This is a genomic window from Frankia torreyi, assembly GCF_000948395.1.
Taxonomy (GTDB): domain Bacteria; phylum Actinomycetota; class Actinomycetes; order Frankiales; family Frankiaceae; genus Frankia; species Frankia torreyi.
In genome coordinates, this window is sequence record NZ_JYFN01000001.1 from 214,918 (window position 1) to 228,813 (window position 13,896).

Here is a 13,896-nt window from a genome sequence, read left to right on the forward strand (position 1 = left end):
TACCGACGGTCCGGCCGGCGCCGGCCGGACCGTCGGTAGCAACCCGCCAGACCCACGTCAGGCCGGCGTGCGCGGCCGCAACGCCAGCCCCAGCGCGATCTCGGTGACTCCGGTGACGACGAGCTGAATCCCGAAGATCACCGCAAGCGCCACGATCGTCGCGTCCGGCCAGGCGAGGGCGAGCACACCCAGCACCACGCTGACAGCCGCCACCGCGTAGCTGGGCACCGTGCTGCGGGCACCGGCCTCGGGCGACTGCAACGCCCGGGTCACCAGCGCCCGCGCGACGCCGGTGATGATCAGGATGGCGCCGACGAGCAACGCCAGCACCCGCAACGTCACTCCCGGCCACAGGAGGACGACGACGCCGCCGAGGGTGAGCAGGATCCCGAAGAAGGCGGTGCCCGCGGAGTTCTCGGCCCTGGCGGCGGCCAGCGTCTCGCCGATCCCGGACAGGACCAGAGACACCCCGGCAAGCACGGCCAGGGTGCCGGCCGTCGCGAACGGATTGAGGATCAGCAGAAGTCCCAGCACCGTGACAGCCAGACCGACGACGAGTAGCGCCGGCCATACGGCGCTGGGCGTCTGCCGGTGTCGCTGGTGCCGGTAGATCGTCGCCATCGAGGCACCTCCTGTACCGACCCGCACCACCCGTGCGGATCCGTACCGAGTTCCTACCCGGTGTTGGCCCGACCGCACCGCTCGGCGGCCCCTCGACCGCCCCGCGGTCCGTCGGGCCCGTCAGCCGTCGCTGATGCTGATCGCCTCCGTCGGGCAGGAGTCGGCTGCCTCCTGAAGGTCGTCCCACCGCGCGTCGTCCGGCTCCTCGATCAGCAGATAGAGGTAGCCGTCGTCCCGAATCTCGAAGACGTCCGGAACGAGCTGGACACACGTGCCGCTGCTGGCGCAACGGTCGAAGTTGACGGTCACGTGCATCGGCGCACCTCCCGTGATGCTCCCAGAATGTCGGCGTCGCGTGGACCCTACCGCTGGGCCCGGTGGAGGAACAGAAGTGTCACCTCCGCAGGCCACAGTGGCAATGCGCCGCTCCCAGGTGGGCCGTCAGGACGCCTTGATCGCGGAGATGTCCAGCTCGACCTTGACCTTGTCGCTGATGAGGACGCCGCCGGTCTCCAACACCGCGTTGAAGGTCAGGCCGAAGTCCTTGCGGTTGAGGGTCGTGGTGCCGGTGAAGCCGGCCCGGACGTTGCCGAACGGGTCCTTGGAGCTGCCCTCGAAGGCGATGTCGAGGTCGACCGGGTGGGTGACGCCGCGGATCGTCAGATCGCCGGTGAGCACGTACTCGTCGTCGCCCTTGCCGGCGACCGCGCCGGTGCTGACGAAGGTGATCGTCGGGTAGGTCGCGATGTCGAGCAGGTCGGCCGACTTCACATGGCCGTCGCGGTCCGGCACGCCGGTGTCAAAGGAGCCGGTCTGGATCGTCACGGTGGCGGTGGACGCCGTCGGCTCGGCACCGTCCAGGTTCAGGGTGCCCTCGATGGCGGTGAACTGCCCCCGCACGGTCGTGACCATGGCGTGCCGCGCGGCGAAGCCGATCCGCGAGTGGGCGGGGTCGATCGTCCAGGTGCCGGTCAGGTCGGTCAGGGCGGTGGTCGTGGTCATCGCGTCCTCCAGAGGGAGCCGCCGGACATGTCGGTTGCCCGGCGACGGAGTGGTGTGGCGTGCTTGACCGGTCGGCAGGTTCCGCCGCCAGGTCGTTGCAGGCGCAACTTACAGCTCGGGTCAACGTCCCGGCGGGAGACGTATTCCGGGCGCTGCCTGCTGATCTGTGACGACCGTAACGAGATCTCGGTCGTCCGCCCAGAGCCCCGGGCCGATCTGTGGATAACCCGCCGTTGTCCACAGATCGCCATCTGGCCCGGCGCATGGACCGCAGATCGATCTACGGTCCGGTCATGGTCACAATCACCCCCGGTCCCGGGTGCCCGTCCCCATCCCCCCTTCTCGCGGCTCGGTTCCCCGAGCCCTTCCCGCCCGATCCGCCCCCACCGGTGTCCGCCGGCGAACCGCATCCACCCGGTGGGGTGCGCGAGGGCGTCTTCGCCGATGACGAGGAGTGGCTCGACGCCATCGCCGACGCCGCCGTCCCAGGCCGGGTTGACCGCCACGACGGCGATGCCGACGGGAGACCCAGCTCGGGTGGCACCGATGGTGGCGTCATCGCCGGCGAGACGGACCTGGACGCCCGTCCGGAGACGGGACACGACGGCTCGTTGCGCGCCCCGGACCGGTCGGCCGCCCGTCCTTCTGCGGCGCCGGTCGTGGACGACGCGGCCGGTTGGACGGGGAGCGCTGCGCTACCGGAAGGTGGCTGGCGGGCGGTTCGAGAGCGACTGGCGCGGCGGTTCCCGGCCAGCCTTCGCGGTGTGGTGACGGCGCCGGCCGCGAGCGCGACGCTGGTCCTGGCCCTGGTCGCGCTCGTCGCCGCGCTCCTGGCGACCTGGTTCGCCTGGCAGCACCGGCCGGTGTCGGTCGCCGCGCCGGTCGGCCGGCCCTCGGCGGTGGTCGTCGCGTCGAGTGCAGCCGCGGACGGCGGTTTCGTCGACGCTGCCAGGACGGACGCCGGCCGGACCCCAGCGGCGGGTGCGGCCGTGGGTGTGGCGGCCACCCCGGCCCTCGCCGGCGCCGCCGGTGAGGTGGTGGTCGACGTTGCCGGCCGGGTGACGCGGCCCGGTGTTGTCCGGCTGCCTGCCGGTTCTCGGGTGGTCGACGCGATCGACCGGGTCGGGGGAGTGCTTGCCGGCACCGACACGACGGGTATCGGTCTGGCCCGGGTGCTGGTCGATGGTGAGCAGATCCTCGTCGATGGCCGCCCCGGGCCGCCGCCCGCCGTGGCCGCGCCGGCGTCCGTCGCGGGCGCGTCCCCCGCCGCCGGTGGCGGTGGTGGCGGTGGCGGTGGCGGTGGCACACAGAACGGCCCGATCGATCTCAACAGCGCCAGCTCCGAGCAGCTCGACGGCCTGCCCGGGGTCGGTCCGGTGCTTGCCGGGCGCATCGTCCAGTGGCGCACCGAGCATGGGCCCTTCCGCTCCCCGGAACAGCTTGGGGAGGTCACCGGCCTCGGCGACAAGCGACTGGCGGACCTGCTGCCGCTGGTGAAGGTGTGACGCGGCGATGGTCGCCGTGGGCATGGAGACCGGCCTCGCGCTGCCTCAGCGGCCGTCGCCCGCGGCTGCGCCGGCCGATGCCCGGCTGGTCACGCCCGCGCTGGCGGCCTGGGGCGGCGCGGCGGTCGCGGTCCACTGGTCGTTGCCGGACGCCGCACTCGTCCTCGCCGCCGCGGCAGTCCTGACGGTGCCGGCGGGCCTGCTGACCCNGGCCCGCCGCCGGCGCCATACCGGCAGCGGGCGCATCGCGGCGCCGACGCCGATCGGCGACGGCGATGCCGACGGCGACGGCGATCAGGATGGCATCCTGCCCACGGCTGCCAGGGTGGTTCTGACAGCCGTGGTGTTCCTCGCCGCCGGAGTCCTCGCAGGCGGGTTGGCGACGCGTCCCGGTGACCGAGGCCCGCTCGCCGACCTGGTGCGGCAGGGGGTACCGATGACCGCCCAGGCCGTGGTCACGGACGATCCGCGGCCGGCCGCCCCGGCCGCGCCCGGAGTCGGTCCGCCGACGGCTACCCCCACCACGTTCGTCGTGGCCGTCCGGTTGGAGCGCGTCATCGCCGGGCCCGTCGTGGTGCGGCTGCGTGCCTCGGCCATCCTGCTCGGGCGGGGCGCCGGCTGGGGTGATCTGCTGCCCAGCCAACATCTGGAGGTCGTGGGCCGGTTCGCCGTTCCCCGAGCGGGCGACACCGTCGCCGCGGTCGTGCTGGCCACCGGAGCGCCGCGTCTGAGGGGCGATCCCGACGCGTTGCAGCGCTTCGCCGGGCGACTGCGGGCCGGCCTGCGCGATGCCTCCGCCGGCCTGCCCGAACCGCGGCGCGGCCTGCTGCCGGCGCTCGTCGTCGGGGACGTCTCCGGACTCGACGAGGACCTGCGCGCCGACTTCCGCAGCGCCGGGATGTCGCACCTGACCGCCGTCTCCGGCGGCAATGTCGCCGTCGTGACCGCGTCCGCCCTGGTCGTGGCGGCGCGGGCGCGGCGTGGTCTGCGCGGGCGGGCGGCGGGCGGCGCGGCCGCACTGGTCGGGTTTGTCGTCCTCGCCCGACCCTCCGCCAGCGTCCTGCGCGCCGCCGTGATGGGGCTCATCGGGCTGGCAGCACTCGCTGCCGGCCGACCTCGCGCGGTCCTGCCGGCCCTGGCCGCGAGCGTCACCGTGCTCGTCCTCGCGCAGCCCACCCTCGCGGTCTCCGTCGGCTTTGCCCTGTCCGTCCAGGCCACCGCTGGAATGATCGTTTTCGCGGCGGGCTGGCACGCCGCCCTCGCGCGGTGGCTGCCCGACCGGCTCGCTGAGGTGCTCGCGGTGGCGGCGGCCGCTCAGCTTGCCTGCATGCCGCTGCTGGCGTGGATCGGCGGGGGCCTGAGCCTGGTCGCGATCGGCGCGAATGTCCTCGCCGTAGCAGCGGTGCCCGCGGCGACCATGCTGGGCGTCCTGGTCCTGGTCGTCGCCGCCGTGTCGCCCCCGCTGGCCCGGATGCTGGCGCACCTTGCGGACCTGCCCTGCTGGTGGTTGGTGACGGTCGCGCGCCGCTGCGCCCACCTTCCGGCGGCCACGGTTGGCTGGCCCGCAGGGGTGCTGGGCGCCGGCGCGGCGGCGCTCGCCGCCCTCGTCGCGGTGGCGGTGCTGCGCCGGCGGTGGGGGCGCCGGGTGGCCACCGCAGCCGTCGTCGGCCTGCTCCTGGCGCGCTGCGCCGTCGTCGAGCGGTTCGCCTCCTGGCCGCCCGCCGGCTGGCGGCTGGTGGCCTGCGACGTCGGGCAGGGGGACGCGCTGGTGCTGTCGGCCGGGCCCGGCAGTGCGGTGCTGGTCGACGCGGGACCGGATCCGGACCTGCTTGCCCGCTGCCTCAACGAGCTCGGCGTGCGCCGCCTGCCCGTGATCGTCCTGAGCCATCTGCACGCGGATCACGTCGACGGGCTCCCCGGCGTGCTCGGCCGGCTGCCGGTGGGGGAGGTGCTGGTCGGCCCGTTGCGGGAACCGGCGGGTCAGTGGCGTTCGGTCCGTCGATGGGCGGACCGGGCGCGCGTGCCGCTGCGCACCATCGGCGCGGGTGCCTGGGGCCGGGCGGGCGCGGTCTGCTGGACGGTGCTGGCGCCCCGGATCATCCTGCACGGCACGGACAGCGATCCCAACAACGACAGCCTGGTGCTCTCCGCCCGGGTCGGCGCCGCGACCATCCTGCTCACGGGGGATGTGGAGGCAACCGCCCAACGGCTGTCGCTCGGCCGTCCGCAGGACCGGGCCGGGCTACGGGCGGACGTCCTCAAGGTTCCGCACCACGGGTCCGCCAACCAGGACCCTGGATTCCTCGCGGCGAGCGGGGCCCGCTTCGCGCTGATCAGCGTCGGGACGGGCAACGACTACGGTCATCCGGCGGCATCGACGCTGCGCGCGCTGAACCGGGCCGGGATGGCCGTCGCCCGGACCGATCGCGACGGGGCGCTGGCGGTGGTCGCACCCGCGGCGCCGCCCGGGGCCGGTCAGCCCGGTCAGCGTTGCCCCGAGCCTGGGACGGATCGGCCGGACCGGCCCGGCGCGCCGGCCCGCAACCCGGTCTCGGTGGTGCGCCGCCGGTCGGGGGAGGGATCGTGACATGCTCACCCGCGTGCCAGCTTCTCCAGCACCCCCGCTCGTTCTCGTCTCCGGCGACGAGGACCTGCTCGTGGGGCGAGCCGTCCGCGAGGTCCTCGACGCGGCCCGCGCCCGAGATCCCGAAGTGGAGATCGTGGACCGGGCAGCCGCCGAGTTCAGCGAGGCGGACATGGTGGACCTCGGTGCCACGTCGATGTTCGGCGGTGGCCGGGCGGTCGTCGTCCGGGGGGTCCAGGACCTCGGGGAGGAGCTGCGCGACGCGCTGCTGGCCTACATCAGCCATCCCCTCGACGACGTCGTGCTCGTGCTCGTGCACAGCGGTGCGGTGAAGAACCGCAAGCTGGCCGACGCCATGAAGGCGGCGGGCGCCCGTGTCGTGCCCGCCGCGAAGATCACCAAGCCCCGGGAACGGCACGACTTCGTGGTCGCCGAGGTCCGTCGCCTCGGTGGGCGGATCAGCGACGGTGCCGTGCGGGCCCTGCTCGATGCCGTCGGTGGCGATCTGCGTGAGCTCGCCGCGGTGTGTGACCAGCTCGTCGCCGACACCGAGGGCGGCATGCTGGACGAGGCCGCGGTGGCCCGGTTCCATCGGGGGCGCGCCGAGGCCACCGGGTTCGCCGTCGCCGACGCGATCATCGGGGGTGACCTGCCGCAGGCGCTGACGCTGCTGCGCCAGGCCATCGAAGGGGGGACCGCGGCCGTGCTGATCTCCAGCGCCGTCGCCGGCGGCCTGCGGGATCTCGCGCGGGTGTCCTCGGCCGGCCCGGGGACGAAGTGGGACCTCGCCCGCGCACTCGGCATGCCCGACTGGAAGGTCGAGAAGGCGCAGCGTTCCGCGCGCGCCTGGTCCGATCCGGGCCTGGCGCTCGCGCTGCGCGCGTCGGCGACGGCGGATGCCGGTGTGAAGGGGGCGTCCGTGGACGCGGGCTATGCGCTGGAGAAGCTCCTGCGTGAGGTGGCCGTGGCGCGGTCCTTCCCCCGGGATCGCGCCCACCGCGGCGGGCTTCGATGAGCGGGACGCAGCGGCCGGAGGGGTCGTCCCCGGCGGGCGGGGCAGGTGGCCGGCCAGAGCCGGCCAGGGGGCACGACGCCGTGGATCCCGACGAAACCGATGCGCCGCCGCCGGGAGGCTGGTTCGGGCTGCAGGTTCTGCCCGCCGGCTGGATGCGCGGGCTGCTCACGACCGTCACAGGGCTGGTCACGGTGGTCGTCGCGCTGGGAGACCTGGCAAGCGCCTGGGTGGTCGGCGTCCTGCCGGTGACCGTCGCCGCGATGGTCGCGTACCACGAGGTGCTCGAACGGCTGATCCAGCCGGCGCACACCGATCCGGCGGGTGCGCAGAAGCCGCCGGGCGACCCGGCTACCCGCTAGGACCGCTCCGATCCGCTGGGGACCGCTTCGGTCGCACCCGCACCGCACCCGCACCGCACCCGCGACGGGCGGTAGGCAGACGGGCAGGGAATCGAGCGGGCCCGCGGGCAACGTGGACACGCAGAAAAGCCGGAGCACCCCTGGCGCCCCGGCTCCGCCGCGCGGTTTCAGCCAGCCGTCAGGCTCGCGTGCGCGCGAGCCAGCGCCGACTTCTTGTTGGCGGCCTGGTTCGGGTGGATGACGCCCTTGCTGACAGCCTTGTCCAGCTTGCGGGAGGCGACCCGCAGGGTCTCGCTGGCGCGCTCGGCGTCGCCCGCCTCGACCGCGTCGCGGAACCGGCGCACGTGCGTCTTGAGCTCGGACTTGACAGCCTTGTTGCGCAGCCGCCGCTTCTCGTTGGTGAGGTTGCGCTTGATCTGCGACTTGATGTTGGCCACGCGGAGGAACCTCTGGTTGTCGAGTCGGGATGGTGCGGACACGTCATCATACGGACGCCGGCCGCGCGCGGCGGGCTCGGAGTACCGGCGCCTCGGAGGCCGGCCACCTGCGCCGAACCCGGTGTCACGCGGGGTCGGAGGCGGCCGGACCGCTCGGGTTGGCGACGCGGCCCACCAAGGCGGCGCCCAGAATATCAAACCGCTGCCGGCCGGTGCACCGGCGCAACCTCCGTGCCGGCTCCTGGCACGATGAAGGGAGGTCGACCCAGATCCCGGCACGGGACGGCTCCCGTGACCACCGCGAGCGAAACGAGAACTCTCCGCGTGTCCGCAGCCCCGCACCTGGCGCCCGGCGCCGACCCCGCGATGATTCGCAACTTCTGCATCATCGCCCACATCGACCACGGCAAGTCGACCCTTGCCGACCGGATGCTCGGTGTGACCGGAGTCGTGGAGGCGCGCAACATGCGCGCTCAGTACCTCGACCGGATGGACATCGAGCGCGAGCGTGGGATCACCATCAAGGCCCAGAACGTGCGGCTGCCCTGGCGGGCGCAGGACGGGCAGGACTACATCCTGCATCTCATCGACACGCCCGGCCACGTCGACTTCAGCTACGAGGTGAGCCGGTCGCTGGCCGCGTGCGAGGGCGCGGTCCTGCTGGTCGACGCCGCGCAGGGGATCGAGGCGCAGACGCTGGCGAACCTCTACCTCGCGATCGAGAACGACCTGACCATCGTCCCCGTCCTGAACAAGATCGACCTTCCGGCCGCCCAGCCGGAGAAGTACGCCGAGGAGATCGCGGCGATCATCGGCTGCGACCCGGGTGACGTACTGCGCGTGTCGGGCAAGACCGGCCAGGGCGTGCCGGAGCTGCTCAACGAGATCGTCCGGCAGGTGCCCGCGCCAGTCGGCAACCCCGCCGGACCCGCCCGGGCAATGATCTTCGACAGTGTCTACGACATCTACCGCGGCGTCATCACCTACGTCCGGGTCGTCGACGGCACCCTGACCACCAGGGACCGCTGCCTGATGATGTCGACGGGTGCCAGCCACGAGACGCTCGAGGTCGGGGTGATCTCGCCGGATCCGCATCCGACGGGCTCGCTGTCGGTCGGCGAGGTCGGCTACGTCATCCCCGGGGTCAAGGACGTCCGCCAGGCCCGCGTGGGTGACACCGTCACCACCGCCCGCAATCCGGCCACGGAGATGCTCGGCGGCTACCGCGACCCGCTGCCGATGGTGTATTCGGGGCTGTACCCGATCGACGGCAGCGAGTACCCGGCGCTGCGCGAGGCGCTCGACAAGCTCCAGCTCAACGATGCCGCGCTGACCTACGAGCCGGAGACATCGGCGGCGCTCGGCTTCGGCTTCCGCTGCGGCTTCCTCGGCCTGCTGCACCTGGAGATCGTTCGGGAGCGCCTGGAACGCGAGTTCAACCTGACCCTCATCTCCACCGCGCCGAACGTCGTCTACCGGGTGGTGATGGAGGACGCCTCCGAGGTCACCGTGACCAACCCCAGCGACTGGCCCGGCGGCAAGATCGCCGAGGTGTACGAACCGATCGTCGACGCGATGCTGCTGCTGCCCACCGACTTCGTCGGCGCGGTCATGGAGCTCTGCCAGGGGCGCCGCGGCGTGCTCAAGGGGATGGACTACCTGTCCACCGACCGGGTCGAGCTCAAGTACACCCTGCCACTCGGTGAGATCATCTTCGACTTCTTCGACGCGCTGAAGTCCCGGACCCGGGGGTACGCGAGTCTCGACTACGAGCCGGCCGGCGAGCAGCTCGCCGACCTGGTCAAGGTCGACATCCTCCTGCAGGGCGAGACGGTCGACGCCTTCTCGGCGATCGTGCACAAGGAGAAGGCCTACTCCTACGGCGTGGCGATGACGGCCAAGCTGCGCGAGCTGATCCCGCGCCAGCAGTTCGAGGTGCCGATCCAGGCGGCGATCGGCAGCCGGATCATCGCCCGGGAGAACATCCGGGCGATCCGCAAGGACGTGCTGGCCAAGTGCTACGGCGGTGACATCACCCGCAAGCGCAAGCTGCTGGAGAAGCAGAAGGAGGGCAAGAAGCGGATGAAGACCATCGGACGCGTCGAGGTCCCGCAGGAGGCGTTCATCGCCGCGCTGTCCACCGACACCGGGAAGCCCGCGACGAGCAAGTGACCCACCCCCGGCCGGGGAAGACCGGGCGGGTTGACCCGGGGGGAGACCGCCGATCACGGCCACCCCCCGGGGGGTCCCGCGTCGTCAGCTCGTCGGTAGCGGACTCGCCGGCAGGCGGATCGGTTCGGTCGCCGGTTCGGCGAGCGAGAGGTCCCCGGCGGGCGCGGCGGCGTTGGAACGATACACGGTGGTTCGGGGCGGGAGCAGTTCGGAGATCTCCTCGAGAACGGCCCTGACGTCATCGTCCATGGCCGGATCTTTTCGCACCGGGCTCGACCGGTCGACGATGCTCCGCCCATATCTGATCTTCCGTCAACAACGGGGGCAAAACGTGCTCGACCTCTCGTCGGCGCCGACGGGGACCCCCGTTTCCGGTGCTTATCCCGGCGTGGTCCCGGTGTGGCCATCTTCGGCCCGCTCGTGCGCTTGACAAACGTGGCGTTGCTGTAACCCCATCCGTTGGGGGCACACTGGGGGCATGCCACAAAAGCCTCCCGACGGGTCACCTCCGCCCGACGACGGCGCTCTCCCGCCGGCCGCTCTGGCCGAGCTGACCGAGCGCGCGTTCGGGGCGTACGTGCACGTGCCCTACTGCGCGGCACGCTGCGGCTACTGTGACTTCAACACCTACACGGCGGCGGATCTGGGCGGCGCCCTGATCTCCTCGGTGGGCCTGACGACCTTCGTCGACATCGCGACGAAGGAGATCCGGTTGGCCCGGGCGGTGCTGGGCGACACCGACCTGCCGATCTCCACCGTGTTCGTCGGCGGCGGTACGCCGACCCTGCTCTCCGCGGACGACCTCGCCCGACTGCTGCGCGCCCTGGACACCGAGTTCGGACTCGCCACCGACGCGGAGGTCACCACCGAGGCGAACCCGGAATCGGTCGACCCGGCCCAGCTCGAGCAGTTGCGGGCAGCCGGTTTCACCCGGGTCTCGTTCGGCATGCAGAGCGACCGGCCGCACGTGCTGGCGGCGCTGGACCGGCGGCACACCCCCGGACGGGTCTCCGAGGTGATGCGCTGGGCGCGCAAGGCCGGGTTCGAGCAGGTGAGCCTCGATCTGATCTACGGGGCGCCGGGCGAGTCCGAGTCCGACTGGGCGGCGAGCCTGCGGGCCGCGGTGCAGTTGGGGCCGGACCACGTCAGCGCCTACGCGCTGACCGTCGAGGAGGGCACCAAGCTGTCGCGCCGGGTGCGCCGCGGAGAGCTGCTCGAGCCCGATGACGACCTGCTCGCCGACCGGTACCTGCTCGCCGACGAGATCCTCACCGCCGCCGGGCTGACCAACTACGAGGTCAGCAACTGGTCACGCGGTTCGGCCACCCGCTGCCGGCACAATCTGGGCTACTGGCGGGGCGACCACTGGTGGGGCTTCGGCCCGGGCGCCCACAGCCACGTCGGCGGCGTGCGGTGGTGGAACGTGCGCCACCCGGCGGAGTACGCCGCCCGCCTTGCCGCGCAGCGCAGTCCGGCCGCGGCGCGCGAGGAGCTCGACGCATCCACCCGCCGGGTCGAGCGGGTGATGCTGGGCGTGCGACTCGCGGAGGGGCTCGGGGTCGCCGAACTCGACGAGGCCGGGCTGGCGGCGTGCGCGGATCTTGCTCGCTCTGGCCTGGTCGAACCGGGCGCGCTCGAGTCCGGCCGGGTGCGATTGACTCGCCGCGGTCGCCTGCTCACCGACACGGTGGTCCGGGCTCTGCTGCCCGACTGACCCCTGCCCAACCGGCTCTGCCCGGCCGACCGGCCCTACTCGATCGGGCGGGCCGCCGCGGCGCGGAACCCGGGTGCCCCGGTGGCCGTTCTGTTGGAAGGATGTCGCCGACTCCTCACCAGCCATTCGTGGGGCGGCTCATGTTGTGTGCTTCATGCCTGGCCGACGGCTACACTTGGCACTCACTGCGGCCGAGTGCCAGGCCTGGTGTCCGTCGGTGCAGGTGCACGCACCGTGGCCCGGCCACGTCCCGCTTGGTGAAGGGGGTGCGACCGCGTGCTAGAGGATCGGCGGCTCGAAGTCCTTCGGGCGATCGTGGAGGACTTCGTCCTGAGCAACGAGCCGGTGGGCTCCAAGGCGCTGGCAGAGCGTCATAATCTCGGTGTCTCGCCGGCTACTGTCCGCAACGACATGTCCGCGCTGGAGGAAGAGGGCTACATCACGCAGCCCCACACCAGCGCCGGGCGGATTCCGACGGACAAGGGCTACCGGTTGTTCGTCGATCGGTTGTCCGGGGTCAAGCCGCTGTCCCGGGCCGAGCGTCGGGCCATCCAGAGCTTTCTGGAGGGCGCGGTCGACCTCGACGACGTCGTCCGCCGCTCGGTCCGCCTGCTCGCTCAGCTCACCCGCCAGGTGGCGGTGGTGCAGTACCCGTCGCTGTCGAGCAGCAGCGTCCGGCACATCGAGGTGGTGACCCTCGGTCCGCGCCGCATGCTCATGGTGATGATCACCGATACCGGTCGGGTGGAGCAGCGGATCATCGACAGCCTGACGCCGGTGGACGACGAGATCGCGGGCGAGCTGCGGGCGACCCTCAACTGCGCGCTGGCCGGCCAGCGGCTGGCCGACGCCCCCGAGGTCGTCGCCACCCTGCCCGACCAGGCCCGCCCCGAGCTGCGGCCGTGTCTGGCGACGATGACCGGGGCGGTGCTGGAGTCCCTGGTGGAGCGCCCGGAGGAGCGTCTCGCCATGGCCGGCACGGCGAACCTCACCAGGGCCTCGGTCGACTTCGCCGACTCGCTGCGGTCGATACTGGAGGCGCTCGAGGAGCAGGTCGTGCTGATGAAGCTCATCGGCTCGGCCCGCGAGACCGGTACTGTAACGGTACGCATCGGTCGAGAGACGGACGTGGACGCCCTGCGGACGACCGCAGTGGTGGCCACCGGCTATGGCCGCGGTCCTTTCGCCCTGGGCGGAATGGGAGTGGTCGGCCCGATGCGCATGGACTATCCGTGGACGATGGCGGCCGTCCGGGCCGTCGCCAAATACGTGGGTGAACTCTTGGGTGCCGACTGATGGCCGTGGACTACTACGCAGTTCTTGGCGTACGCCGAGACGCGTCGAACGACGAGATCAAACGGGCCTACCGCAAGCTCGCCCGGGAACTGCACCCTGACGTCAACCCCGACCCGGAGGCGCAGCAGCGCTTCCGCGGGGTGACCGCGGCCTACGAGGTGCTCTCCGACCCGGAGAAGCGCCAGATCGTCGACCTGGGCGGCGACCCGCTCGCGCCTGGCGGCGGGGGCGCCGGCTCGCCGTTCGGCGCCGGCTTCGGTGGCCTCGGCGACATCATGGACGCCTTCTTTGGCGGCGGGACGACCCGTGGGCCCCGCTCCCGGGTCCGGCGCGGCAACGACGCGCTGCTGCGGATCGAGCTGGAGCTGGCCGAGACCGCCTTCGGTGCCACCCGCGAGATCACCGTGGACACGGCGGCCGTCTGCTCGACCTGCACCGGCGCCGGGGCGGCTCCCGGCACCCATCCCTCGACCTGCGGCACCTGCGGCGGTCGGGGAGAGGTCCAGCAGGTCACCCGCTCCTTCCTCGGTCAGATGGTCACCTCTCGCCCCTGCCCGCGCTGCTCGGGTACCGGCACGGTGATCGAGCACCCCTGCCGCGACTGCGGCGGGGACGGCCGGGTCCGCAAGCGTCGCACCCTGACGGTGAAAATCCCTTCCGGAGTCGAGGACGGGATGCGCATCCGGCTGTCCGGGGAGGGCGAGGTCGGTCCCGGCGGCGGGCCGCCCGGCGATCTCTACGTCGAGGTCTCCGAACGCCAGCATCCGGTGTTCACCCGTGAGGGCGACGACCTGCACTGTGAGTTGCCGCTGCCGATGACCTCGGCGGCGCTGGGCACCTCCGCCACCCTGGAGACCCTCGACGGCACCGAGACCATCGCGGTGAAGCCGGGCACCCAGCCGGGCGAGGTCATCAAGCTCGCCGGCCGCGGCGTCCCGCACCTGCGGGCCGCCGGGCGGGGGCACCTGCACATCCACATCAACGTGGAGACGCCGACGAAGCTGGACGCGGAGCAGGAGCGGTTGCTGCGGGAGCTGGCGAAGATCCGCGACGAGGAGGCGCCCGCGGTCGTGGGCGGTTCCACCGGCGGCGGCGCGAGCGGGCTGTTCCGCCGTCGCGGGTCGCGGCGCGGGCGCTAGCCCGTCGGCACGGCCGGTCCCCGGTCCGTCCGGCTCGTTCTCCGCCGAGAGG

Annotated in this window: 13 protein-coding genes and 1 pseudogene; 8 read left to right on the forward strand and 6 right to left on the reverse strand. The window is 72.5% G+C overall.

Annotated features, from left to right (window positions below; translation table 11 throughout):
* Window positions 1–57: 57 nt before the first annotated feature.
* The 3 genes from FF36_RS00945 to FF36_RS00955 form a co-directional block, all read right to left on the reverse strand.
* Window positions 58–621: an HdeD family acid-resistance protein gene (locus FF36_RS00945; protein WP_044882989.1), complete on the reverse strand. Its 564-nt coding sequence runs from the start codon at window positions 619–621 to the stop codon at window positions 58–60.
* A 120-nt stretch (window positions 622–741) separates the two neighbouring features.
* Window positions 742–936, reverse strand: coding sequence for a ferredoxin (locus FF36_RS00950; RefSeq protein ID WP_044882990.1), 195 nt, complete (start codon window positions 934–936; stop codon window positions 742–744).
* Window positions 937–1,062: 126 nt separating this feature from the next.
* Window positions 1,063–1,623 (reverse strand): YceI family protein, encoded by a 561-nt coding sequence (locus FF36_RS00955; protein WP_044882991.1) that lies wholly within the window; start codon window positions 1,621–1,623, stop codon window positions 1,063–1,065.
* Window positions 1,624–2,012: 389 nt separating this feature from the next.
* Here FF36_RS00955 and FF36_RS00960 point away from each other — a divergent pair, with 389 nt between their 5' ends.
* From FF36_RS00960 to FF36_RS00975, 4 genes are all read left to right on the forward strand, one after another.
* Window positions 2,013–3,128, forward strand: coding sequence for a ComEA family DNA-binding protein (locus tag FF36_RS00960; protein ID WP_095212089.1), 1,116 nt, complete (start codon window positions 2,013–2,015; stop codon window positions 3,126–3,128).
* Window positions 3,129–3,564: 436 nt separating this feature from the next.
* On the forward strand, window positions 3,565–5,715 hold the full coding sequence (locus FF36_RS00965) for a ComEC/Rec2 family competence protein (protein WP_242422225.1): 2,151 nt from the start codon (window positions 3,565–3,567) through the stop codon (window positions 5,713–5,715).
* A 1-nt stretch (window position 5,716) separates the two neighbouring features.
* Window positions 5,717–6,727 carry a DNA polymerase III subunit delta gene (gene holA, locus FF36_RS00970; protein WP_044882993.1) on the forward strand — a complete coding sequence of 337 codons (1,011 nt, stop codon included), beginning with the start codon at window positions 5,717–5,719 and terminating at the stop codon, window positions 6,725–6,727.
* 80 nt (window positions 6,728–6,807) lie between these two features.
* Window positions 6,808–7,086, forward strand: a complete 279-nt coding sequence (locus tag FF36_RS00975) for a hypothetical protein (protein WP_236706243.1) — start codon at window positions 6,808–6,810, stop codon at window positions 7,084–7,086.
* A 167-nt stretch (window positions 7,087–7,253) separates the two neighbouring features.
* Here FF36_RS00975 and rpsT read toward each other — a convergent pair whose 3' ends face one another.
* Window positions 7,254–7,523, reverse strand: coding sequence for a 30S ribosomal protein S20 (gene rpsT / locus FF36_RS00980; RefSeq protein ID WP_044882995.1), 270 nt, complete (start codon window positions 7,521–7,523; stop codon window positions 7,254–7,256).
* Between the two features lie 324 nt (window positions 7,524–7,847).
* Between rpsT and lepA the strand changes: the two genes are divergently transcribed.
* Window positions 7,848–9,695: a translation elongation factor 4 gene (gene lepA / locus FF36_RS00985; RefSeq protein WP_044882996.1), complete on the forward strand. Its 1,848-nt coding sequence runs from the start codon at window positions 7,848–7,850 to the stop codon at window positions 9,693–9,695.
* Between the two features lie 84 nt (window positions 9,696–9,779).
* On the opposite strand, the gene FF36_RS00990 is transcribed toward lepA, so the two are convergent.
* Both FF36_RS00990 and FF36_RS40555 read right to left on the reverse strand, forming a co-directional pair.
* On the reverse strand, window positions 9,780–9,944 hold the full coding sequence (locus tag FF36_RS00990) for a hypothetical protein (protein ID WP_173667334.1): 165 nt from the start codon (window positions 9,942–9,944) through the stop codon (window positions 9,780–9,782).
* Between the two features lie 63 nt (window positions 9,945–10,007).
* Window positions 10,008–10,055 (reverse strand): annotated as a pseudogene (locus FF36_RS40555) (zinc finger domain-containing protein); the annotation flags it as partial.
* Window positions 10,056–10,173: 118 nt separating this feature from the next.
* Between FF36_RS40555 and hemW the strand changes: the two are divergent.
* The 3 genes from hemW to dnaJ all read left to right on the forward strand — a co-directional run bounded on the left by hemW (window position 10,174) and on the right by dnaJ (window position 13,844).
* Window positions 10,174–11,409 (forward strand): radical SAM family heme chaperone HemW, encoded by a 1,236-nt coding sequence (gene hemW, locus FF36_RS00995; RefSeq protein ID WP_044882998.1) that lies wholly within the window; start codon window positions 10,174–10,176, stop codon window positions 11,407–11,409.
* Between the two features lie 276 nt (window positions 11,410–11,685).
* Window positions 11,686–12,705 (forward strand): heat-inducible transcriptional repressor HrcA, encoded by a 1,020-nt coding sequence (gene hrcA, locus FF36_RS01000; RefSeq protein WP_044882999.1) that lies wholly within the window; start codon window positions 11,686–11,688, stop codon window positions 12,703–12,705.
* Complete coding sequence (gene dnaJ, locus FF36_RS01005; RefSeq protein ID WP_044883000.1) at window positions 12,705–13,844, forward strand: molecular chaperone DnaJ; 1,140 nt, start codon at window positions 12,705–12,707, stop codon at window positions 13,842–13,844. Before hrcA ends, dnaJ begins: the two co-directional genes overlap by 1 nt.
* Window positions 13,845–13,896: the final 52 nt, after the last annotated feature.

Excerpts from the sequence above, each read along its gene's own strand:
- FF36_RS00955 (WP_044882991.1), bottom strand. The coding sequence starts at position 1,623 with ATGACCACGACCACCGCCCTGACCGACCTGACCGGCACCTGGACGATC.
- FF36_RS00990 (WP_173667334.1), bottom strand. The coding sequence starts at position 9,944 with ATGGACGATGACGTCAGGGCCGTTCTCGAGGAGATCTCCGAACTGCTC.
- FF36_RS00950 (WP_044882990.1), bottom strand. The coding sequence starts at position 936 with ATGCACGTGACCGTCAACTTCGACCGTTGCGCCAGCAGCGGCACGTGT.
- holA (WP_044882993.1), top strand. The coding sequence starts at position 5,717 with ATGCTCACCCGCGTGCCAGCTTCTCCAGCACCCCCGCTCGTTCTCGTC.
- hemW (WP_044882998.1), top strand. The coding sequence starts at position 10,174 with ATGCCACAAAAGCCTCCCGACGGGTCACCTCCGCCCGACGACGGCGCT.
- dnaJ (WP_044883000.1), top strand. The coding sequence starts at position 12,705 with ATGGCCGTGGACTACTACGCAGTTCTTGGCGTACGCCGAGACGCGTCG.
- FF36_RS00965 (WP_242422225.1), top strand. The coding sequence starts at position 3,565 with ATGACCGCCCAGGCCGTGGTCACGGACGATCCGCGGCCGGCCGCCCCG.
- FF36_RS00945 (WP_044882989.1), bottom strand. The coding sequence starts at position 621 with ATGGCGACGATCTACCGGCACCAGCGACACCGGCAGACGCCCAGCGCC.